Source organism: Fibrobacter sp. UWH5 (genome assembly GCF_900142505.1).
Classification (GTDB): Bacteria; Fibrobacterota; Fibrobacteria; order Fibrobacterales; family Fibrobacteraceae; genus Fibrobacter.
In genome coordinates, this window is the sequence record NZ_FRBB01000018.1 from 15658 (window position 1) to 40752 (window position 25095).

Genomic DNA, 25095 nt, shown 5'->3' on the forward strand with positions numbered 1-25095 from the left:
AGGTATCCTCCGTTCTAAAATTACAAGTCTACGACTTCGGGATTCTGTGCAGCGTGCGGATGTTCGGCGCCAGCATAGATTTTGAGTTTCTTGATCATCTTGTGACCGAGAGCGCTGTGCGGCAGCATGCCCCAAATGGCAGCTTCCAGCGGAGCGGTCGGGTGCTTAGCCTGGAGATCGGCAAAGTTGATCCAACGTTCACCAGCGATGTGACCGGTGTGGTGGAAGTATTCCTTCTTCAGGTTCTTGTTGCCAGTAACTGCAACCTTTTCAGCGTTGATCACAACCACGAAGTCGCCAGTGTCGACGTTCGGGGAGAAGATGGCCTTATGCTTACCCATGAGGAGGCGAGCAACTTCGCTTGCTACGCGGCCCATCGGCTTTTCGGCGGCGTCCACAAGCTTCCACTTGCGTTCGACGTTCTTCGGGTTTACCGTAATGGTCTTCATGTAAATCCTTTGTGTTTTTCGTTAATGTTCCGGAACAGCTCCGTCCCGGACAATGCGAGGCAAAATTTAGAAGAAAATCGAGACTGTTTCAAGGTAAAAAAGTTGCATTTTTTGAAAAAAGTCCGTAGTTTAAAGGATTTTCACTCTATCAATTATATCAATCCTTATAATTAATATATAAAATTTGATGATTTTTATAGCGATCTGTTTGTATAAAGTGATGAATCCACTTCTGCAAGCTCAGAGATCTTAAAAAAAGGAACCCCATGACATACGCCACGGGGCCCTTTGTTTGGTGTTTTGGATTAGGATTCTTGAGGACCGAAGTCCCAAACTTTACTGAGCGATGGTGAAGGAAGTCATCTGCTTGGTATCCTTGTTGCGGATATAGTAGACACCCTTTGCAAACTTGACATCGCTTTCCTTGACGGTATTGATTGCCTGGTCAAAGCTGTAGGCATTGAGACGGCCCATGAAGGAACCCTGCATATCGAATACGTCGAACTTCTGGAGGGTTTCAAATTCCATCTTGAGGTTCTGCACGAAGCTTTCCTTGTCGCCAACTTCAGGAGTCTTAGAATCACTAGAGGCAGGAGCTTCTACAGCAGAGGAAGAAATCGGTTCCGGGTCAGTTGCGTCGGCGCCAGCAACGAAGGTCATATAGTCAAAGTCTACGTAGCCTTCAACGATGGTGAAGCGAACGATCTGCTTGCCAGCCTTCTTGAAATTCACATTGACAGCATTCTTTGCAAAGCTATTGTAGTCATCTTCATTGGCACCTGCAGCGACCTTGATGGTTTCGGTAAGGTCAGAGAAAGTACCATCGGAATTCTTGACAGAAAGCTTGTAGCTGCCGCCGTTACCAGAAGAAGCTGCAACGAACAGGGAATATGTACCAACTTCGACAACGTCCACGGTGTATTCCAGCCATTCGTCAGTTGCGCCCCAACCGATTACGTAGCCAGAGCCAGAAGTCTTGATATCAACGGAAGCATCCTTACGATAATTCGACTTGCAGTCGGAAGCCAGTGCAGGATTGTTTTCTGCGCAGGCGTTGTTGCCGCTGTCGGTATCGTAGTAGGAATCATTGCCTGCGCCAATACCCGGTTCATCAAAGTTTTCAGCTTCGATCTTGCCAGGAATGGTTGCAGCCTTGCCGCCAAACGGAGTCTGCGGTTCCGGTTCTGCCACAAGACCTGTTGCAAGGCCAGTGGTGTTCACGCCCTTGTTGGACTTCAAGTAGTTTCTCATCCAGGTCATGGCCTTACGATCCTGGCCGTTCTTGATCAAGCCGGAACAACCGCTTGCCTGACCGTTACAGTCGAGCCATGTACGACCATAGATGTAACCCCAGATGGTGATGCCTGCGACATTGGGATCTTCCATCCAGTATGCAAACTGTTCCTTATAGCACTGTTCCTGGATGTTGTCATCGGTAGAAGGAACGTCGTATTCAGAAATGAGAATCGGGAAGTTGTTTGTCTTGCTATGGATTTTTTCCATAGTGGACTTAAAGGTGTTGTAGTTGAGGCAGTTGCCACCACCACCGGTGCCGTTGTAGCCACCACCAGTGCTCATCAAGTCATGAGCCTGAAGGCCGTATGCGTCAACAGGTGCGCCATTCTTACGGATGGTATTGATCAGGTCAATGCCCTGGTCCACATTCCACTGGATGGTGTTATAGTCGTTATAGATCAGGATTGCCTTGGGCCAGCGTTCGCGAGCCATCTTGAAAGCGGTAGTCAAGAACTGGTAATCGCCGTTGTTGTCGCCACCCAGAGCCTGAATAATCTTGGTCTTGGTATAGTTGGAATGATACTGGCCGTTACCGGTACGGATAGCTTCGTTAGCCACGTCGATCATTTCGATATCGGGGTAATGAGCCTTGACAGCATCGAACCATGCGGTAATAGCTTTCTTGGTATCGTCAACACTCAGGGATTCGAGCCAACTGGGATACTGGGACCCCCAGAGAAGAGCGTGGAACTTGAAGTGGCCACCGTTATTCTTTGCCCAATCGTAGGCGGCGTCGCAGCCAGCCCAGTTATACTTACCACGTTGGCCTTCGATAGAACCCCACTTACAGCCGTTTTCGGCTGTGGCCTGGTTCCAGAGCTTGGTAAATTCATCGTTGGGACCGGGAGCGGTGTTAGACTGGGTAATGTTACCCACGAACTTTGCAGCGCCATCGGCAATACCCGGGCCTGCATAGGAGATCGATGCAGCGGTAAGACCGGCGGCAACGAGAGAGAAAATTTTATTCATAATCCACATCCTATATTGTCAGAGGTTAATCCCCCCGATGCCCATAAAACTATATCGTCCAGGATGGAACATTCCACCCCGAAAATCAAATGCCATGGACATTTTATCCATGGCGAAATTCGCTCAAAAACGCCGTTTTTCGTGTAAAAAGGGGGCTAAAGTGTGTAAAAAGCCAACAAAAAAACGGCCCCTTGTCAACAAGGGGTCGCCTCAATAGGATTGTGAACAGAGGGTAGGACCAGCTACCTGGTAATACGAACCGTCCGGGAAACGTTAGACTTTACTGCACGAACGTGGAAAATGCCGTTCGCCTTGATAGTCTTGCTGTTCTTTACGATAGACACGGCCTCACCGATGGAGTAGGCGCTGAGGCGGCCAACGAAAACGCCCTGCATGTCGAATACATCGTAATCGGCACGGACCTTTTTCATCGCCGGTCTAGCAAGCACGGCATCGACGCCATCCGCCTTGAAATTGAAGTAGTCGATGTTCACGTAGTCGCCGGTAATTTCCAGCTTGAACACATGCTTGCCTGCAGAAACCTTGCCGATTTTCACAGCGACGTCAACGTAGTTACTCCAGTCGCCCTCGCCGGTCTGTTCCATCTTCACTTCATCACCGACTTTCTTGTCGTCGATGTAGAGCTGGAAAGCGGAGGTGGCGTTACCGGAAGAAGCGTTTACAACCACTTCATAGTCGCCTTCAGCAAAGTCCAGGGTGTATTCCAGGTATTCACCGGCCTGGGTCATGCCAAGAACAACGCCGGTACCTTCGTCGTAAAGGTCTACAGAGGGGGCGTCATTGCTACGGTAGGTGGACTTGCCTGCGTTTTCGGAAGACTTGTCTGAGTAGGAAGCGTTGCTTGCGCCAGTCTCCGGATCCTTGCCCTTGCCGGAAATGTCGAAGTCTTCCACTTCCACCTTGCCAGGCACGGTCATGGCAACTTCATGGAACGGCTGCTGGGCCACGGGGTCCACAGGCACTCCGCCACCCATTCCGGTGGTGTTCTGGCCCTTGTCCAGATTTGCGGCAAAGTATTCCTTGAGCCACTTCATGGATGCACGATCCGATCCGTCGGAATTCATGATACCAGTATTCTGACGCCAGGTAGAACCATTGATGTAACCCCAGATGGTAATGCCGGCAATCCATTCGGTTTCCCACAGGAAAGGAATCTGGTTTGCAATAATGTTTTTCTGTTTGTTATCATCAGCCTCACCGATGTCATATTCGGTGATGAACAGAGGAATCTTAACACCATTGTAAACTTCGGTCAGGACATTCTTGAAGCTTTCTGCATCGGGGAAGTCGCCGGCATCGTGAGCCTGCTGACCATAGGCATCTACAGGAGCACCATTCTTAAGAATGGTCTGCACCAGTTCAATACCTTCATCCTTCTGCCAATGCAAGGTGTTGTAGTCATTGTAAATCAGAACAGCCTTGGGCCAACGTTCACGGGCCATCTTGAAGGCCGTTGTAATGAAGTTGTACTGATGCTTGCCATTGACAACATCATCACCACCAAGAGCTTCGATAATATAGGAGCCACCGCAAGCAGCATCGTCGGTGCTGACGCCTTCGGCGCCCGTAGCAGGGAGCTTATAGCCGGAATGATAATTGTTACCAGACCAAATAGCTTCGTTCACCACATCGATATATTCCAGATCAGGGAACTTGGCAGCAACAGCATCGAACCATTCAGTGATGTACTGCTTGGTCTTTTCTACGGTGATGCTGGAGTTCTTGGCCTTGCAAAGGAAGCTGGGATACTGGGAACCCCAAACCAGGGCATGGAACTTGAAGAAACGTTCACCCGGTTTTTCCTTGGCCCAATTATAGGCTCCTTCACACTTGTCGTAGTTATCCCATGCAAACTGACTTTTCCCTTGTGCGTCAAGAGAATGGATAGAGCCCCACTTACAGCCGTTTTCAGCCGTAATCTGATTCCAGTAGGTACCCATGTCACTGCGAATATCGCCTTTAGTGGTGATATTGCCAAGAAACTTGGCACCGCCATCGGCAAGGGCTGCATGGGAAATGGTAGCTGCCGCAAGGCCAGCAATTGCAATAGTGATGTACTTTTTCATAAACCAAATCCTTTTCTTTTTTCTATTAAACTACCTAGTCCTGACGTAAAAACACATTCAAAAAAAATAGGCAGCGTGGACGAATAGTCCACATTTAAGCGAAAAAAAAACATTCCGGGAACTTTTACACCAAAAACCTGTTGTTAAAACATACAACGAATTCACCCGACTCCCCCATAATGTTGTTGCTTTTTACTATTCCACATCGTATTATTGTATACTGGGAGAGAAAGTTCCTTTTTTTGGGGAGATCTCCCTTATCAAGGAGTAGCTATGCATATCCACAAGATGGATTTAGGCAGTGTAGCCCGAAAGGGCGCACTGGGTTTGTTTTTTAGCTCTCTGGCAAGCATGGCCTTTGCCTGGAGCATTGACGGTTACGTCGTCAACGAAAGCGAAGCACGTCTGCCGGGGGTATCAATATCCTCCTTTAACGTGGCAGGGGTGTCCGCAGTCACCAACGCGGAAGGGGAATTCAGACTTTCCAGCGACGGGCAGACGGGAATTGCGGACTTCGGCCTCAAGGAGGCCAAGCTTGCCGTGCGTTATCAGGGTTCTGTACTGAATATCTCAAACAAAAGTGGCACAAATTTCAAGGTTTCCCTAATGGACGCCCTGGGAAAGATGGCCTTCCAGCAGGAATTTAACGCCCCGAACGCCCAAATAGACCTGCAGAAGTTCTCCAACCAGAAAATGATGATCCTAAAGGTTTCCTCCAATGGAACCAGCAGCAATTATGTGCTGAACAAGGATGGCGCAAGGCAGGTTCTGAAAAAGGACGGCGAAACCTTGCCTACCCTTACCTTTACCTTGGACGGATACGGCCTGACTTATCACGAAATGACATCGGATGAAGAAACCGGCGTGAAGATCGTACTGAAAAAGGCGGGCCCCATCCCCACCTCCAGCGCCGGGGTTGTCCCGCCTGCTTCCAGCTCCAGCAATGTTACCCCGGTCGTATCGTCAAGCAGCGCCGCTGTAGACGTGAAGCCCTCCAAGGTGCTCGCCCCGGGAAATTACGACAGGACGATCGGTTCACGCAAATACATTATTCACGTTCCCAGCACTTACAAGGGCGACAAGCCGGTTCCCTTGATTGTGGACTACCACCCCATTGGCGGAAACGCTGACCAGTGGGCAGGAAGCAAGACTTATGAAAGCGAAACCCAGGCAGACCAGGTAATCATCATCTACCCCGACGGTGAAGCAAGCGCCGGCGGATTCATGGGACATGCCTGGAACGTCGGCCCCTGCTGCAACGATGCAGACGATGTCACCTTCAGCCGCAAGTTTATTGAGGAAGCCAAGAAGGAAGTCTATATCGACTCCAAGCGCATTTACGCCGTGGGCTTCTCCATGGGCGGCGGCATGTCCAACTATGCAGCCTGCAAGATGGCCGATATTTACGCCGCAGTGGCCCCCGCCTCCATGGACCTTTCCGAAGAAGTCGTCAAGAACGGCATGAACGGAGGTTGCAAGCCTAGCCGTCCCATTCCCGTGCTGAACTTCCGCGGAACAAGAGACAATGTCGTAAGCTACAATGGCGGCTACTCCAGCGTAGTACCGGGCAAGCCCATCACCTTCCTTGGCGCCGAAAACAACTTTAAGGAATGGGCCTCCATGAACCAGTGCACCGGTTCCCCAAAGGGCTCCACTCCCGAAAACGGCTGCCAGATGTACGAGAACTGCGCCAGTGGCGTAAAGGTGGGACTCTGTATAGACAAGCTAGGAGGAACCTGCACTGGCAACGGTCACGAAGCAGGCTGCGCCCGCATCGGCTGGGCCTTCCTGAAGCAATTCACCATGCCGTAACTAGAGCATCGGCCGTAACCAGCCCTAGTCGGCCTTAGGTACGGCGCGAAGCGCAATAAAAGGTGCATTTAAAAATTCCCAGGTCACTTGACCTGGGAATTTTCTTTTCGACATTATTTTTCCTGCTTTTCCAACCGATTACGGAATTGGCGTTTAAAAGGCGGAAAGGCGAAGGACTTTCTGGCGGGACCCGCAGCGGACAATGGCGACATAATTTCCCTGTGCCAGGGCCTCGCTCACACCGAATTCCACCAGGTTGGAGGAACCGCCAATGCCGCGGGAGATTCCCACCTGACGGCCATCCACATCCAGGAGGCGCACGGTGTAGCTTTCGCCAGCAGGGGCCTTTACCATGAGAGCAATAGAGGCGTTGGACATAGGCACGCGGGACACTTCCAGGGAGTTGAAGCGCTGGGAGGCAACGGTGCCGATAGCGGTGGGATCGCCTTCCAGGGAGAACTTATCCACGTTCATGAGGAAGCCTTCGCCGTTGTAGGTAAAGCGCAAAGTCTGTTCTCCGGCAGGGAGTTCGATAGAAGTGGATTCTTCGTACCAATCATTCCACCCGCTAGTCTTTGCAGGATCAACGGTAATAACACCCAGCTTCTTGCCAGCCTCGTCGGTCACCGTAATGGTGCTTTCGTCTTCGGAACCGGAAGCCACGCGGACCTTCAAAGTGTAGGTTCCAGCAACAGGGGCCTTGACGAAGTATTCGGACCAGTCGCCGTCTTCGATCCAGCCGATATTGGGTTCGCCGGATTCATCGGGTTCAATAACCACACCGTCCATAGCCACGTAATCTTCCGCTTCGATGGTCGCGGGAATGGCCACGGCTTCGAAAGGTTCGTTGGTCAGTTTCAAGTTACCGTCGAATTCGTACTTGCCGCCCGCCATGGTGGTGGTGCTGGCGATATTGCCGTTATATTCGATGGTCAGATTATCCTTGTTGGTGGAGCTAAGGCCAAGATAAGTCAACTTGCCGTTATTCCAGGCCAGGGAATCCACAGTGATTCCGCCGCGGGCCTTGAGACCTGCGATGCTGCCGCTAGACCACTTGGAAGGAAGTGCGGGCAGAACGCGGATCTTGCCGCCCTGACTCTGGATGAACATTTCGTTAATGCCGGAAACGGCACCGAAGTTACCATCAATCTGGAAAGGCGGATGTGCGTCAAAAAGGTTATTGTAGGTACGGTCCGGTGTAAGGAGGTTGCGGACCAGCTTGTAGGCATGATCGCCATCCTGCAAACGAGCCCACAAGTTAATCTTCCAGGCCAGAGACCAGCCGGTGGCATTGTCGCCGCGCTGGGTCAAAGTAGTCTTTGCAGCTTCCGCTTCTTCCTTGGTGCCGTCTACAGAAATCTGGGCACTGGGGAAAAGGCCGTAAAGGTGAGAAACATGGCGATGATCGCTCTTAGGATCATCCCAATCTTCAAACCATTCCATAAGCTGGCCATACTTACCGATCTGATTAGGCGGAAGCTTCTTCACGGCCGCTTCAAAATCGGCGCGAAGATCTGCGTCAACGCCCAAAATCTTGGAAGCTTCGATGGCATTGTTGAAGGCATCGCGGGCGATCTGAATATCCATGGTAGGGCCAAAGCAGACATTGTAACCACCGTGTGTATTTTCGGGAGAATCGCTAGGTGCGGTTACCAGATACTTATGGCCACTCTTCGGTTCTTCAACCATAGTGGTGAGGTAGAATTCTGCGGCGCCCTTCATAGTTTCGTAGGCGTCCTTCAGGAACTGCTTATCACCGGTATAGAGGTAATGTTCCCACAGGTGGGTGCTAAGCCAGCCTGCGCCAGAAGGCCATACGCCCCAGGAGCCATCTACGGGACCGGTACGGTTCCAGAGGTCAGTATTATGATGGACAACCCAGCCGCGGTCCGTTCCCCAGATTTCCTTGGCGCTCTTGGAGCCCTGAGTGACGAGAGCCTTGATTTTGTCGAACAGAGGTACACCGCATTCCTGAAGGTTGGCGGATTCAACCATCCAGTAGTTCATTTCAAGGTTGATGTTGGTGGTGTACTTGGAACCCCACATAGGAGAAGTATCCTTGTTCCAGATGCCCTGAAGGTTTGCGGGCTGGCCGCCCTTACGGGAGCTGGAAATCATGAGGTAACGACCAAACTGGTAGTAAAGTTCCACAAAGGAAGGGTCATCGGTAGTGTTGAAAGCCTTGACGCGGCTGGTAGTAATATCACCTGCGTTAGAAGCGGCAGCGCCCAAGTTCAGACGCACACGATTGTACAATTCCTGATAGTCCTTAAGATGAGCGGAACGCAGCTGATCGTAGGTCTTGGCGCTAGCAGCCTTGATGGTGGCCTCGGCGCGGGCAGCTGGGTCTGCGGTCACATTATCGAAAGAAACGAAATTCGTACCCGTATTCAAAATGATGGTTGCGGAATTTGCACCGGAAACGTTGACGGTTCCATTGCCTGCAGAAACGGTACCGCCATCAGTCTGCACCACAAAGCGGGTCTGGAACTTGATGGAGTTGACGGTCGCATCCATGGTGAGGGTGTTGGAGCCCACATTCTTCACACTATTATTTTTGTGAGGCGTAGTTAGACCTGCACTAAAACCAACCCTACCCTTTTCGCTTGCGGTCAGGCGGACCACAATCACATTGTCGGGATAGCTGGCAAAATATTCACGGGTGTACTTTACGCCGCCTGCCGTATAGGTAGTCTTTGCCGTTGCGGTCTCAAGATCCAGTTCACGACGATAGTCAGAAGCGGTGTGGCCAGTATTGATCACCAAGTCACCAACAGGCTGGAATGCAGCAATGTCATAGGTGGCAAAACTGCCAGTTACATCTTCAGCAGTCTTGTAGTCGCCAGAGAAAAGGGCGTTACGGATCTGACCCAGTTTGCTTGCAGAGCCACTCTTATTGTTGCTACCGGGACCGCTATTCCATACGGTACCTTCATTCAGTCCGATGATATCCTTGCCGGCTCCGCCATAGACCATGCCGCCCATGTAGCCGTTACCAATGGGGAGCGCATCGGTGAACACATCGCCGGCATCACGGTTGTACCAAAGAACGTGAGAGGTTTCGGGCGCGGCATTTGCAGATGCCACGAACATCGGTGAGGAAAGAGCGGCAAGACTCAAACCCAAACCAAACAACAAATTTTTAGAAAACATATGGACCTCTTTCCCTTTAATTTTTCTCTGTAAAAATATTCCTGTATGACGCATTTTACCCACGTCATTTACAAAGTCCCATGGATAGATTGTCAAAGCCCATTAACAACAAAAAGCACTTCGAAATTTCTCTCGAAGTGCTATGGGTGTGGCGTATACAGATTCCGCTAATTTTATTTCATAATCTTGATCAACTGCTTTACGTTACCATCCGCACTGCGAATAATGTAGGCTCCGGGTTGCATGCCGCGAACCTGCAATTCCTCACGGACCTGGTTCAAGTCAGCCGCATTCACCTTCGTCAACATTCTGCCCTTGGCACTGAACACGTAGAAGTCCTGGGATTCTGCCACGTCCAACTTCAGCGGGTTGCGAATGGGCAGGCCTTCTTCAGTCGTATCAAAGCGGATCCAGTCAATGTTTGCGTAGGCGCCAGTAATTTCAACCTTGATCACATGCTTACCTGCGGATACCTTGCCAATCTTTCCATCGATAGTTCCGTAAGTATCCCAGTCATTGCCCTTGGGGACCTTGACCGTATCCGTTACAGCCTTACCGTCAACGTACAGCTTGAAGCCACTTCCTTCAAGGCCGCTAGCCACGTTAGCACGGAACAGATAATCATCTGCAGTCTTCACGTCTACGGTAAATTCCAGCCATTCGCCAGGCTGAGTATAGCCCACGGCATAACCAGTGCAGTTCGAGCCCTTCGCATCGCAACCGACACCAACAATATCCACTCCATCTTCGCGATAGAGGCCGCCTTCGTTTTTCATATCCACATCATGGAAGCTCAGGTCTTCACCACCCTTGTCGTAATTTTCCATCTGGATGGTGCAGGGGAAGACATGTTCAACGAAAGCTTCCTGCTGAACCTCTCCGTACTCGATAGTCGGATACTTGGCGTTAATCACCTTGCTGGTTTCCAAGTTGGGGAAACCAACATTTGCCAACACGGTAGGATCTTCCATAAGACCGCGAACCGGAGAAATGCGGAACTTATGCTTGTAGGTATTCTTGGCACCAATCATGTAGGAACTGAGCGGCTTTGCGCCCCAGCTATTTGTGCCACCGAGGCCCATCTGCTGAAGGTCAACGCGGAGAGTGATTTCCTTATCGCGCTTAAGATCCCAGGGCAGCTTTACATCGGTCAGCTGTTCCGGAGTGTAATGCAAAGCATTGAATTCCATGCGGGGAGAACCCACAACCATAAGGCCCTTGCCCTGAGCGTTGGTGAGCATCATCCATTTTACATCGCTACGCTGACCGGTTTCGCCCACTTCCATGTAAGGCACAAAGAAATCGTCTACATTTGCAGAATAGATGCCGGCATAACTACCTTCACGACGGCCAACATAGTTTTCGCTGGGGCCGCGACCATACCACTGGACCTTTTCAAATCCACCCGGAATGGTGAAGAGGGTACCTACGTTAGGAATATCGGGCTGGGCGGCATCGGGAGTAAGGGTGTAGTCCACCAGGATATCGCCGCTACCGTAAATGGTGTAGCTCAAGGTCATGGTAGAATAGCCGGCGGAAATTCCCAGGTTAAAGTCAACGCGAGTTTCATTTTCGTCGACCTTGGTCACCTTGGAGCTGTTCACCTTGCGGGAGCTACCGGCCTTGCGCCAGACACCGCTAACCTTTTCCATATTGTAGCCCTTATCGTTATCGGTAGGTGCACGCCAGAAGTTAGGCACACCACCTTGCTGAATCAATTCCAGGCCATTCAACTTGTAATTTTCAATGGTTGCATTATCCATATTGATGGTAACGGAAAAATCGCTGCCATCAATGGTTGTCTTGCCAGAACCTTCGGAAACTTTCTGCTTGGGCAGGCTAGAGTAATCCACCTGGGGAATATCACCCTGACCCAGCTGAACGGCAAACTGTTCATGAGCAATGCTGAAACCCGCATCAGCCCAGTCTTCCTTATTCTTCAACTGGAAATCAATATCCAGCATATATTCGGAACCGGCCTTCAATTCAGGCTTCTTGAAATTGATGGTCACTTCCTTCTTGGCCAAGGGAGCCACATCCAAGTCAGAGCCAGAAAGTTTACCGGTAGCGATTTCCTTGCCGTCTTCCTTCAAGGTCCAGACAGCGTTGGCGTAATCCTTCAGGTTCACGAAGTCAAAGCGGTTCTCGATTTCTACAAGTCCCTTTTCCAGAGTCTTGGCGTGAACCACTACGTTACGGTACTGGTGCTTGACTTCCCACATTTCGGGCTGCAGACTACGATCCGGGAAAACCAGGCCGTTGGCGCAGAAGTTGTCATCGTTAGGTTCATCACCCCAGAGACCGCCAAAGTTAAAGTACTTGGTTCCGTTGCGACGGAGGCCCTGGTCGATAAAGTCCCAGATGAATCCGCCGAATACGCGGGGATTATCATAGAAGGCCTTCACGTATTCCTTCAGTTCGCCTACGGAGTTACCCATGGCATGTTCGTATTCGCAAAGCATCCAGGGCTTGTTATTGTTATTGTAGGTGGCTGCAGTCCAGTCACTGCAATACATACAGCTATTCACGTCGGCGTGGTCGTTGTCGCCTTCGTAATGAACCGGACGAGAAGCGTCAGCCTGATGGGCATATTCCTGCATGGTGCCGAAAACGTTACCCCAGCCGGCTTCGTTACCCAGGGACCAGATCAAGATAGAAGGATGGTTCTTGTCGCGCTGGATCATGGAGCTGATACGTTCCACGGAAGCGGCACGCCAGTTGTCATCGCTCTTGGGAACCTTATCGTTGGCACCATGAGTTTCCAGGTTAGTTTCGTCAATGACGTAGATGCCGTACTTGTCGCAAAGATCGTACATACGGGGGTCATTGGGATAATGAGACATACGGAGAGCATTGATATTGAACTGTTTCATCAGGAAGACATCCCTTTCCATCAGTTCATAGCTCATGGTATGACCATAATCCGGATCGATTTCGTGACGGTCCACACCGCGCAAGATCACCGGAGAATTATTCACATAGAAACGGGTAATGCCGTTGCCATCCTTCTTAAGTTCCACCTTGCGGAAACCGATGCGGTTACTTTCCACCTGCACGGTCTTGCCAGAGCCATCCTTAAGGGTCAACACAAAGGTATACAGGTTGGGAGTTTCAGAAGCCCACTTTTTGACAGAAGTAATGGTCTTGCTGAAGGAAACCTTTTCTTCTTTACCGGCGGCAACAGAAACAGTAGCCTTGTCGGTAGCCACAGCGGTACCGGCGGCATTATACACGCCCATTTCCAAAGTGTAGGAACCGGATGCAGAACCGCTAGTATTTCTTACCCAGACGCTTGCATCCAGGGTACCATCGCTGTAATTGCTAGCCAGGGACGCATTGACCTGGAAATCCTGAATGTGAGTCTTGGGAGTAGCATAGATATAGACATCGCGATGAATACCGGCCAGACGGATAAAGTCCTGGTCTTCCATCCAGGAGCCATCACACCAGCGGAACACCTGCACAGAAATATTGTTGGTACCGCTACGAAGTTTGTCTGTAATATCAAATTCGTGATCGGTGAAGGAGTTTTCGCTATAGCCCACGTACTTACCGTTCACCCAGACATAGTAGGCGGATTCCACGCCTTCGAAATGGAGACGGATACGCTTGCCGTCCCAAGCCTTGGGCACGGTAAAGTCACGACGGTAATGTCCAACGGGATTGAACTTGGTGGGAGCTTCGGGAGGGCTGATCCAGTCGTTCTTGCTCCAGGGATAAATTACATTACTGTAAATGGGATGATCGTAACCATACATCTGCCAGTTACCAGGAACCGGGATATCGTCCCACTTGGAAACATCGTAGGTATCGCCGTAGAATTCGTTGTTACGCTGAGCAGGTGCATTCACATGAAAGAACTTCCACGTGCCAGACAAGGTCTGATACCATTCAGAAGCACGACGGTCCATTTTCAGAGCTTCTTCCAAAGTGCTGTAAGGCATGGAAGTCACATGGGGTGTAAGAGTATTTACTCCGAACACCGTGGGCTTGCCATTCCATTCATTGTTAGGCTGAGCCATAACCGCTGCGGCAGAAGCCAATGCAGCACACAAAACCAATCCTTTTTTCATAAGGTCCTCGCTTTATTACCAACCAATAAAAAAATACCCCTTTTAAAGAGGTAGCGAAATATCTGTTGTGAAAATCTCATTGACAGATTGTCCAAAAGCGTCCATTATGGACAAAAAAAGTCCCAGTCCGAAGACTGAGACTTTCCCCAAAACTCCCTTTCGGAGTATCAAAAGATTTTTACTTCACCTGAACTTTCTGCATGGCATTAACGCCTACGCCACGGAGCAGGTATACACCGCGAACAAATCCTGCAGACTTCATTTCCTGCGAAATGGAAACAGCCTCGGTTGCAGACAATTCCACATTGCCAATCAGTTTGCCGTTCATGCTAAACACTTCATAAGAAGCCGGCTGAATTTTGACGAACTGAACACGAGATCCAATAGAGACTTCCTCATCATTAGATTCATTACCTATGGGAGAGCTGTCTTCAGCATCCTTGCCAGATTCAAAGTTGAAGTAGTCCACATCGAACCAGTCGCCGGTAGCGGTAAAGCGAAGAATATGCTTACCCGCAGTCAGCTTCACATTGGCCTTTGCCTTGGCGTATTCGCTGTAACTTCCTTCTTCCTTGGCGGCGGGAACTTCTACGTCAGAGGTAATATCTTCACCGTCAATAGAAAGCTTGAAGGTAGAGCCACCTGCAGATGCCACCGCAGCATACATGGTGTAATCACCATCCTTGGCCACATCCACGGTGTATTCCAGCCATTCGCCTTCCTGGATAAAGCCGATAGCGATACGGCCATCCTTCTTCTTGTAAATATCAACGCCAGTGCCATCACGGTAGTCGGAACATTCAGAAAGATCGTCTCCGGAGCAAGCATGGTTTTCGGCATCCTTGTCCATGTAGGAACTGTTACCGCGACCCACACCCGGCTTGTCGAAATTCTCGGCCTGGATCTTACCGGGAATTGCGAATGCAGCACCCAGATACGGTTCCTGAGGAACAGCGGTTGCAGAAGTTTCAAAGTACCAGTAGTCAAACTTGAAGTTGCCCGACTTAAATACGAAATACAAGTCTCCAATGCCTTCGGCACCGGTCACTTTAAAGGAGTTTTCCTGCCAATCGGTGCTTGCAGGAACCTCGATGGTAGACATCAGCGGACCAGTTGCAGAACCGGAGTGAAGTTCAATCACACCAGAGCCGCCCTTGGTGCAGACCACAATATCATCGGCACCCATGCTCATGTCCACAGAACGGACCTTAGTCCAGGAACCCGCATTCATATTGGTAAGGTAAACAGTCTTACCTTCGGTTTCAACATTCTTGATAATGGTATAACCACCGCTCTTATCTAGATTGATGCCTTCCATCCAAGCCTTGGTTTCGGCCTGTACCTTTTCGTACGGGTCCAGATTCTTGATAGGAGTCTTGACGCCTTCATCCGTCATGTGAATGGTAGGAATGGTACCATCAGCACCCCAGGTGAATTCCTCCACTGCAGAAGTACGGGAATAGCCACCTGCACCAGGAACACGGCGCTGATTATGATAGAAGAAGAAGCTACGGCCCTGGAAATCCACAATGCCGGAATGAACTGTAAATGCGGCACCCGATTCGCCGCTAGGCATAATAGTGCCCTTATACTGCCAGCCGCTAGTGGGCTTGTCACTCCAGGAATAGTCAATAGATTCAGGAACACCGCTTGCAGCGTAAATCATGTAATACTTGTTGCCGCGCTTATGGATCCACGGACCTTCGGTATACTTGCCGTTAAAGCTAGACATGTCGGTAAGTTTCACGTCGGTGGCACATTCGATCATGTTTTCCTTAAGAGGGCAATAATAAAGCTTGGGGTTACCCCAGTACAGATAAGCCTGGCCATCGTCATCAATCCATACAGTCGGATCAATGTAGTCCCAGTTGGGGCCAGCCAAGTGCTTACCATTCAAGGCATCCTTAAAGGGACCTTCCTTGGTGTCGGAAACAGCCACGTTAATGGCGCGGCCACCACGGGTTGATTCCACTGTAACGTAGTAGTAATACTTGTACTTGCCGCTGGCATCCTTACGACGGATTACCTGGGCAGCCCAGTCGCCATTCTTCTTGGCGCTGCCGTTAAAGTCACCAGCTTCCAGGATCAGCGTACCCATATCGGTCCAGTTCACCATATCGGTGGTGCAGGAAACACGCCAGCCGTGCATGGTAAAGAAGGAACCACCTTCGTCGTTACCGGAATAGGAGCAAAGGGTATCGCCAAACACAACCGGAGCCGGGTCCGGGGAATAGTACGTCTGGATAATCGGATTATCAGCCATGGCAGAGGGCACGAGACCCAAGCCAAACAGGCCGAATGCGGCCGGAGCAATCCACTTCTTGAAACTCTTTTTCATACAATACCATACCCTTTTATGTTTTTTTATAAAAATATCTTTAGGAACCGCTAACCGACCAACAAAAAGAAGAAATCCCATTGACAAGTTGTCAATGGGATAACAATGTTTCATTCTTTAAAAAACTACTTCACTTTCATGCGGAAGGCGGATCCGTTGGGAGCCTTCACCATGTAGATGCCGGCATCATGAATCATGGCACGGGCGGCATTCTGAGCTTCGCGGGCGGAATTTGCATTCACGTAGCCCATGAGGCGGCCCTGAGCGGTATACACCTTGTAGGCACCAACGCTGTTCAAATCCAAGCTGATTCCGTAATTCACCGACTTGATACCCATGGCGTTCAGTTCTTCTTCGGTCAGAGCGAACTTGATCCAGTCCAGGTTGCCGTATGTACCGGTAATGGTCACACGGAGCACATGTTCACCCTTAGTCAGTTTCGCCGTCTTACCATCGATGGTATCGTAGGTCACCCAGTCTTCGCCCTGGGGGATCGCAATGGTATCGGTAATGGCCTTGCCATCCATGAACAGGCGGAAACTTGCCACATCCAGGCCGCTAGCCACATTGGCACGGAACAGGTATTCGCCATCCTCAGCCACGTTCACGGTGTATTCCAGCCATTCGCCAGGATTGGTGTAACCAATGGCATAGCCCTTGCAATCTTCGGTATTCAAGGTGTCGGAGCAGCCATAGCCCACAACGTCTACGCCATCTTCGCGGTATACGTTACCTTCGTTGATGAAATCCTTGTCGCTGAAGGAAACGCTCTGACCGCCTTCATCGTAGTTTTCGAGCTGGATTACGCCCGGGATAGCTGCGGCCACGCCACCGAAAGGAGCCTGGGGCACCGTATTGGAGAAATCGGGCAGCGGAATTTCCGTGATTTCCTTGATGTACTTGAAATCCTTTTCGATACCGGCATTGTCTGCAGTATTCTGGTTCCAGTAATCACCAGTCTGGTTAATTGTATTGGTTCCTGCCTGGTTCTGGCCTACACCACCCTGGGCATTCTTGAACACGTTTTCCTTGATGGTAAAGCCGCTGGTACCTTCATCCAGGTAGATGGGCACATTCCAGTAGTCAGCCCACTTGGAAGTGGTGTTATCGTGAATATAGTTGTACTGGATTTCACCACCAACACCCTGGTTAGACAAAGTGTAAATCGGACCTGCGTCGCAAAGCAGACGAGCGATATGGTGAATCTCGTTCCAGTTAATATGGTTATTGGTCATGGCCGTTTCTTTCTTGGTCCAGCCGAAACCAACGGAAATGCCGGAGTAGTTCGTATAGGAAATTTCGTTATGGACAATTTCCACAAAGCGGGGGTAACCAGCGCCAATACCAACAGCACCCTGATGTTCCGTAGTCACGTTATTGACCAAGTTGTTCTTGATGGTATCGCGGGTGCTGATTTCTTCCTTATCGGTAGGATTGTAGGCTTCGTGAATTTCGGTGAGGGAGTCCTGGGCAAACTTACCGATCATGATACCAGCAGCGCCAATATCGAAGAAGGCGTTGCCCTGGATCATATCGTCATTGGTACCGCTAACAAAATCAAGTGCCGTTGCGGCAATCTGGGAGAAAACGTTTCCCTGGACCTTGAAATGATGGGCATTTTCTACGCGGAATGCGGCATCCGGACGCCACAGCAGGAACTTATTGCTGTTCAAATTTTCCCAGTTTCCGCGACCCGGGTCAGCCAAGACATCGATATTGAAGTTTGCGGCCTGCAGATCCAGGAAGCCTTCATCGCTGGGGCGCAGGTAATTGGAATGGCCGAAGTACAGGCCTTCGAATGCCATATAGCCCACCTTGTTCTTGGTATCCTTACCCAGAACGTTAAACAGGGTATTGACACGGGGAGCCACAACAACTGCAGAGCCCATATTTTCGCCTTCGCGGGCCTTGTAGTAAAGCACATGTTCCTTTTCGTCCAGGAACCATTCACCCGGGGCGTCAATAAAATCGTAGGAGTTTTCGAGATAGAAAGCCTGCTGCTTGGGCGGATTGCTGGCAAAGGCGGTACCCAGCATAGGGTAGGCGCGGTGGAAGAGGCGGGTACGTTCCGGATCCTTGGGAATCAACTTGGAAGTACCACCGTTATTCTGAATCTTTTCCAGACGGAGGATATTTTCGGACCAGGCAATCATCAAGTGGATTTCCACATTGTCCGCATCCTTGATCATCTTTACATCGTCGGTAGAAACATCAAAAGCGCGGCCAGCGGAGTCCACCTTGGTCAGGCGCCTAAAATCATGGTCCATGTCGTTGACCATGTTGGGGTAGCAAGCGCGAACGGCCTTCTTGTTGTTCACATACAGCTGGCGGAAACGGCCATCTACGTTTTCGGCCTTCCAGATGTTATTCTTTTCGTCATGGATAGTCCAGCCGGTAATGGGCATACCACCGGTAATCAGGGGCTTTTCGCCATCGGCAGCCTTATAACGGACGTAATAGCCGTTCTGACCGCCATCAGCCTCGGTAAAGTTCACGGTGTTGGTCAGCTGGTAGGTACCTTCCCGGAGAATGACCTCGATATCGCCGGTCATGGAGCCGTTGATAGCACGAACCGCCTTCTGGGCAGCCGTAATCGTCTTAAAAGGGGCGTCCTTGGTACCCTTCGCGGCATCACTGCCATCGGGAGCCACATAAAAGGTAGCCTGAGTCGCAGCCTGAGCCAGGCCAAAGATAGATGCGCAAGCCAGAACTGCGCCACCAAAAACATGCTTAAAAGCCATACTTCCTCGCTTTTTCCGTTACCACACGGATATACCAACCACATCCTAAAAGATATTTCTATGCAGGGAAAAAAGAATTGCCCCTACAAAACATCCCATGGACAAGTTGTCAACACTCCAAGTCAGACGATTTACGCGTCAAAAACTAGACCAAAAACATATTTTTTAATTAATTTGATTAAATTTTACCAAATAACTTAATTTCGTATAAAATATTACTATATTATGGACAACTCCAAACTTGAATGACAAGTTTTGTTGTTATCCTCCTAACCCCCTACAAGTCCCGGCATATGCTGGGGCTTGTTTTTTTTCAAAATGTTTAAGAATTTTTATAAATGCAGACTTTTTGATAAACAGTCCAAGAGTAAAATTTCCGAAACAAGAACTTAAAACGCCTATTCCAAATAGAATTACTATCCATTTGTACACTCGAAAGTGTGTAAATTTTTTCTTTGTTATAGTTTGCTTAGACATCCCCACGTTCACCCCTACCCCGTAACATTTCCGTCACATTTTTGTTTTCAAAAAAAAGTTTGCGACCAAGGGCCCTATTTCTAAATTTCGCCTTGTCCGCATAAAAATCTCAAAAATCTCTGAGGTCAACCTTGAGTCTCAAGAATTTTTTCGGGCGTGTCTTAGGAGTGTGTATTATTAGTCTAGCCGCATCTGCTGTTTTTACGGCAGGTGCTTTTGCTGCAGGCTCCACCTACAAGATTTCCGCCACCGCCACAGAATACAACGTCAAGAATAATGGTTTCCTAGGTTCCACCAACTATTCCAACGAAGGGGTCAGACTTATCTTTGTCGCACCCACCACAGGCACCTATACCATCAATTTCCAAACCGACGCCCCCGACAAAGAGTTTAAGATCATAAAGACAGACTCGTCCTACAACGCCAACTTTTTAACCACCTACTTCTATTCCACCTTCAAGGACTCTGTGGCGGTAAATGCTGGCGACAGCCTCTTCTACAAGGTGAACAACTACTGGTACGCCGATACGCTGGAAAACTTCAAAGTCAGCTACAGCACCCTTACGGCCACCACAAAAAATTTGACCGTCACTTCAGCGTCGAAAAATTGCTACACCAGCGGCTCCTCCGGCAAAGTGGTCGTCGGCACAAAGCAGACTTTTTTCGGATACGGGAAAGAGGGGTACCGCCCCGCCGGTTGGAAATACACTTCCGATTCCCTTCGCGCATACGATAACATCACCTATAAGTTTAGCGCCTATTTCTACGGGAACACAAAGCTGGAACTCCAGTGCGAACCCGGCAAAATTTACGACATCACCACCAAGCGTACTGGCTACGACACCGACCGCGATTTTTATGACGTCAAGCCAGAAAACGGCATATGGTTCCGCTACGTCTTCCCAGACACGAACCTCCACGTGATCAAGGGCAGCCCCAAGAGCAGGACCCATTATTTCTACTCATACGAAAACGATTCCACCTTCACGACCTCAAAAGGGAACAGAAGCCTCTACCGCTATTCCTTCGTCCCAGTCAAGGGCAAGAAGGGAGACTCCTGGTATTTCAAAGACAAGCAATCATACTACGATTACAAAGATTCCCTCTTCATCCAGGCAATGGACGCCGCCATTGTCACCACCCAGGGCAAGACCAGGCCCGACACCGTCGGAATCAACGACACCCTTTCAGTATCGGTAAGCGTCAAGGCAGACTCCCAACTGGTCAACTGGTACGTCATATCGGGCAAAGGTACTTTCGCAGACTCCTCCCTCAAAAGTACCCTATTCATACCTTCTACGGCCCAGGCTACTATTGGTTACAAGTTGAAACTGGGCGAGATGTACACCCTGACAAGTAAGCCGACCTCTTACAGCACCCCTAAAAACGGATCCGCCACTAAAGACGGTTATTACGGCATACGTTTCAAGTTCGTCGCCACAGATTCCAGCAATTATACAATCTCGTACAACACCCAAAATACCATACACATACTTTCTTATCAGGACGACAGCCTGTTTTCTCGCAGCAAGAGCAGCACCTACAATTATAACGGCAACGGCCATGCCTTTACCGCCGAAAAGGGGAAAACCTACTACTTCTTGCTGGACCAATATTCAGACCCGGCCGAGACAATAAACGTAAGCGTACAGAAAGCGCTGAAGGTGGATGCAGACATCGACTCCACGCAAGGATACATCTACATCTCCGGCAACCAGAAAAATTACGACTACTCCCACATCAAGGGAGACTCTCTCAGCCTATCCGCTTACAGCCGCAACGACTACATATTCTCCAAGTGGGAAGTGACAAGCGGGCAATGCTCCGTTCTCGACCCCAAGAAAGCTAGCACAAAACTGGTCATCAACAGCGATTGCCGCATAAAGGCCGTCTATAGGCTGGGCCAGGTCTATCCCATCATCGCAACGCCCGTTTCGTACGACTTTAACGATCACAGCTTTAGCAACGCTTCATACAACAAGGAAGTCCGTCTCAAGTTCGTAGCCCCAAAGGCAGGAAAGTACACCATCGCCATATCACGCCCTGTCGTAGATTACAGCGAAAGAGCCCTACAAATCACCCGATACAAATCTTCAGCATTCAGTACTGCAGACACCTTATTCAGCTACGTATCAAGCATCCTGATAGACACACTGAACATGAACGCAGGAGATTCCATTTTCTACTCAGTGAAATCTTATTACAGCAACTATCAGGACGATCCCTTCTGGATCAGCTATTCCCAGAATACAGCCTCCCTGACGATCATCACAGATTCCTTAGGAACAGCCTCCCCCAGCGGTTACTCGTCGGCCTACACAAACGTGGCCTATCCCATCCGAATTTCTTCTTCCAAACACAACCGGTTTGACCACTGGAGAGTCATCAAGGGAAAGGCAATCATCAAAGATTCCCTAAGTAACGGAACCGTGGTCATTATCAGGGATTCCTCCACAATCAAGGCTGTATTCAAGAAAGGCGTCTTCAAGACCTTGTCTACAGTCAAGAAGCATTACGACTTCTATAAGGACTTCTACAGCGAAAGTCTCCGTACTTCTGTCTTGTTCAAGTGGACTCCCACAGACACCTTAAAGCACATGCTGGGTATCACGTTTGATTCGACTACGTCATACACCATCAATCACTGGGGAACCGATTCCACCTTGAGCAACTCTACGCGATCCTGGGTTGCAGTTGGCAACACTTTCCAAGCCCAAGTTTCAGGAACACCCGGAGTCCCCCTCTATTTTGAAGTTAAGCTGAGCAGCGCATACGGATTCAAAAACCCGGGTTTCACCATCAGCGAACAGACTCCCGTCACAGTTATCGTTTCAGAATCAAGTAACGGCAGAGTCTTCCCTAAAAACGAAATCATAACTTACCCCGGCTTTGACACCTCCTTGACCGCGATTCCCTATGGCGGCTACAAATTCAAGTCCTGGGAACTGGTAACCGGAACAGCCACTTTCGCAAGCAAGGATTCCGCCACCACGAGAATCAAGCCCACTTCCAGACAATGCACCATCCGCCCGAATTTCGAGCTGGACTCCAGTACGGTTACCGCCGTAAGCATCCTGGACATCAACTTGAACGAACATCCGGGCGTTTGCGTTTCCGTATCGGCAAGCGACAGTAAAACAGGGAACCCCATCCAGAACTTGTCCGCAGAAAACTTCGAAATCTTCCAGGATGGCAAAAGTGTTCCCACCCAGGTTTCCACTATGGAGCAGGTGGGAGGCGTTTCCGTGGCCCTGGTCGTTGATGAAAGCGGATCTATGTCGGGAACAAGAATTACCGAAGCCAAGGAATCCATCCGTCAATTCATCTCGGATATGGGCCAATACGATAGAACGGCAATCGTAGGCTTCTCTGGCGGAAGCAATTACAAGGTCCACCAGACCATGACATCGGATAAGGAATTGCTGATGAATGCCGTTGACCGGCTTACAGCATCCGGCGGGACCAACATCAAGACCGGAGCCTATTACGGCGTAGAACAGGTCTTTGGCGAAACCAACCCAACGGCAGTCATCATTTTCTCTGACGGCGATAACGGATCCGAAACCATTTCCAGCGACGAAGTAATCGATTACGCCAAAAGTCTAAATACCACCATCTATTCTGTAGGCATCGGCGGCAACTACGAAGTTCCCCTGAAAGAATTGGCAGAAGCTACTGGAGGCACCTACACTAACGCACCTACCGCAGGACAATTGGCTTCCATCTATTCCGAAGTCAGAACCTCCGTACAGACCCGCTACGTTGTCTGTTACCGAAGCCCCGATATGATTCTTGACGGAGACGTCCATACCGTTTCAGTGAACGTCAAATTCCTGGAAAACGCTTCTCAGAAAACCGCCACCTGGAGTGAAGATTTTACGCCACCCATTATCCGTCTAACGGACTCCACCAAGGCCCTCATCGGCAAAAAGCAAGCCGCAGGCGACTCCATTGTTATCGAGGCTCGCATTACCACCAAGAGCGACGTGGACTACGCCCGAATCTACTTGCGTCATGCAGGCATCCCCCAAGGATCCTTCAGCCCTTATGACATGGAAAATGTTTCTGGCAACTTGTGGCGTTTTGTGGTTAGCGACTCCATGGCCGTGGCTCCGGGAATCGACTTCTACATCATAGCCGCTGACACGACAGGTCTAATGGGCCGCGGCCCTAACGTCAGCAACCCCGCCGCGCAACCCTACACCATTCCCATTGACAACCAGGCACCTTCCGTTTCCATGGTTTACAACTGCGCAGACACTTCTAACGGAAAGGCAACCTTCTCCTTTAACATCCTGGACAACGACGGCATTTACGAAGCCAGACTGTTCTACAAGAATTCCGACATGGTTGTCTTCAACGGCAAAGCCCTTAGTCACCTGGCCGGCGAAAACCGTTGGTCTGTAAAAATTCCGTCAAGTTTATTCCAAGGTGATAGCGTTGAATTCTACCTGAGAGCCACTGACAAGGCTGGCGTTACCACCCGCTGGAAAACCTTCAGGAATTCATTCATCAACGCCTGCGAAGAACCTATTGAAGAGGAAGAGGATATCCCCGAAGAAGATTCCACCCGTGTAGCGGACAAGGCCGAAATATATGATTTGAATCTGGATGGTACCGCAGACTTTATAAAGATCCGTTTCCAGGAAAAGCTTCTGAAAAAGATCGCCGGCATCGACACCTTGTTCTGGAATAGCCCCGATGGAGATTGGCGAAGCGTTACCCAGAACAACGTGGAAATTTCAAGCGATTCCCTTTGGATTACAGCCAATTTGGAGCCCTTCAAATATGGCCTTACCAGCGCAAAGAATTCACCCTACCTGAGAATCCTTCACAAGAAAAGGGGCAAGACGCAGAAACTGAAAATCAGGGACAAGATTGGCGCAGTTGTTGTCAGCGCCCAGAAGCGCCCCGGCGAATTCGCCATAAACAACGACATGGGCGGAATCAACGAAATCTACCCCGACACATTAATCGTCAAACTGTCAGAACCTATCGAAGTAAAAGAAACGACCTCTTCCAAGAAATCAAAAAAATCTGAAGATAGGGAACCTTGGCAAAAACTGTTCCGATATTCAGAAAACTGCGAAGATACAGTTTCCCACCCCATCAATCTGCTGAGCATTCCGAAAAAGGATTCATCGGGGTTGGTGTGGACCTTACTTCTGAAAGACCGCGTCGTAAACGTAGGCAACTGCATCATCACAGACCATCAGGCCCCTTATCAGGATGAAGCAGGAAACGCTATGGGCCGCGGAGGCGTAGAGGCTACCGGCACCGACATCGCCACCTATCTTTACAAGATCAGGAGCAACCCCTCTGTCAGCGGCTTAGGCCAACCTGTCGAATGGATTCCCGACGGTCAGGACGAATGGGAAACTCAACCCGATTCTATTTCTAGCGTAGAGGTATGGACAATCGCCCCCTATAAGGTCTCTGTCACCATTTACGATGGAATGGCCCAGGTGCTTGCCACCTTCAACCAGGAATTCGGCTCAAACGGCGAAATGGAAATGGAAAGCCGCAGTAGCAGCGAGCACCGTTACAAGGTTGGATTCATCAGCTGGAACCAGCGTTCGTCAGAAGGACGACTCGCCGGAACCGGAGTCTACACCTGGAGAATCCTATTCAGATTCGAAGACGGGCATTCCGAACTCCGAGTCTTGAATACAGGCATCAAGCGCAAACAGAAATAGAAAA

The 25095-nt window shown here is 49.9% G+C and carries 9 protein-coding genes; 2 read left to right on the forward strand and 7 right to left on the reverse strand.

The features are described from left to right. Positions 1 to 20: 20 nt before the first annotated feature. The 3 genes from rplM to BUB38_RS12690 all read right to left on the reverse strand — a co-directional run bounded on the left by rplM (position 21) and on the right by BUB38_RS12690 (position 4801). The gene (gene rplM, locus BUB38_RS12680) at positions 21 to 449 is read right to left on the reverse strand and encodes a 50S ribosomal protein L13 (protein WP_073161110.1); all 429 of its coding nucleotides are present in this window, start codon (positions 447 to 449) and stop codon (positions 21 to 23) included. Positions 450 to 785: 336 nt separating this feature from the next. Then, positions 786 to 2714 carry an endo-1,4-beta-xylanase gene (locus tag BUB38_RS12685; protein ID WP_073161111.1) on the reverse strand — a complete coding sequence of 643 codons (1929 nt, stop codon included), beginning with the start codon at positions 2712 to 2714 and terminating at the stop codon, positions 786 to 788. 242 nt (positions 2715 to 2956) lie between these two features. Next, the gene (locus tag BUB38_RS12690) at positions 2957 to 4801 is read right to left on the reverse strand and encodes a cellulase family glycosylhydrolase (RefSeq protein ID WP_073161112.1); all 1845 of its coding nucleotides are present in this window, start codon (positions 4799 to 4801) and stop codon (positions 2957 to 2959) included. A gap of 273 nt (positions 4802 to 5074) precedes the next feature. On the opposite strand from BUB38_RS12690, the gene BUB38_RS12695 reads away from it, so the two are divergent. Next, the gene (locus tag BUB38_RS12695; protein ID WP_083539706.1) at positions 5075 to 6613 is read left to right on the forward strand and encodes a PHB depolymerase family esterase; all 1539 of its coding nucleotides are present in this window, start codon (positions 5075 to 5077) and stop codon (positions 6611 to 6613) included. A 153-nt stretch (positions 6614 to 6766) separates the two neighbouring features. Here the strand turns inward: BUB38_RS12695 and BUB38_RS12700 are convergent, their stop codons facing one another. The 4 genes from BUB38_RS12700 to BUB38_RS12715 form a co-directional block, all read right to left on the reverse strand. Continuing rightward, positions 6767 to 9766 (reverse strand): glycosyl hydrolase family 95 catalytic domain-containing protein, encoded by a 3000-nt coding sequence (locus BUB38_RS12700; protein WP_073161113.1) that lies wholly within the window; start codon positions 9764 to 9766, stop codon positions 6767 to 6769. Between the two features lie 173 nt (positions 9767 to 9939). Beyond that, on the reverse strand, positions 9940 to 13839 hold the full coding sequence (locus BUB38_RS12705; protein WP_073161114.1) for a beta-galactosidase, LacZ type: 3900 nt from the start codon (positions 13837 to 13839) through the stop codon (positions 9940 to 9942). 178 nt (positions 13840 to 14017) lie between these two features. Next, positions 14018 to 16177, reverse strand: coding sequence for a carbohydrate-binding protein (locus BUB38_RS12710; protein ID WP_073161115.1), 2160 nt, complete (start codon positions 16175 to 16177; stop codon positions 14018 to 14020). A gap of 125 nt (positions 16178 to 16302) precedes the next feature. Beyond that, on the reverse strand, positions 16303 to 18918 hold the full coding sequence (locus BUB38_RS12715; protein WP_073161116.1) for a carbohydrate-binding protein: 2616 nt from the start codon (positions 18916 to 18918) through the stop codon (positions 16303 to 16305). Between the two features lie 644 nt (positions 18919 to 19562). Here BUB38_RS12715 and BUB38_RS12725 point away from each other — a divergent pair. After that, positions 19563 to 25091 (forward strand): vWA domain-containing protein, encoded by a 5529-nt coding sequence (locus BUB38_RS12725; protein ID WP_073161118.1) that lies wholly within the window; start codon positions 19563 to 19565, stop codon positions 25089 to 25091. The last annotated feature ends 4 nt before the right edge of the window (positions 25092 to 25095 follow it).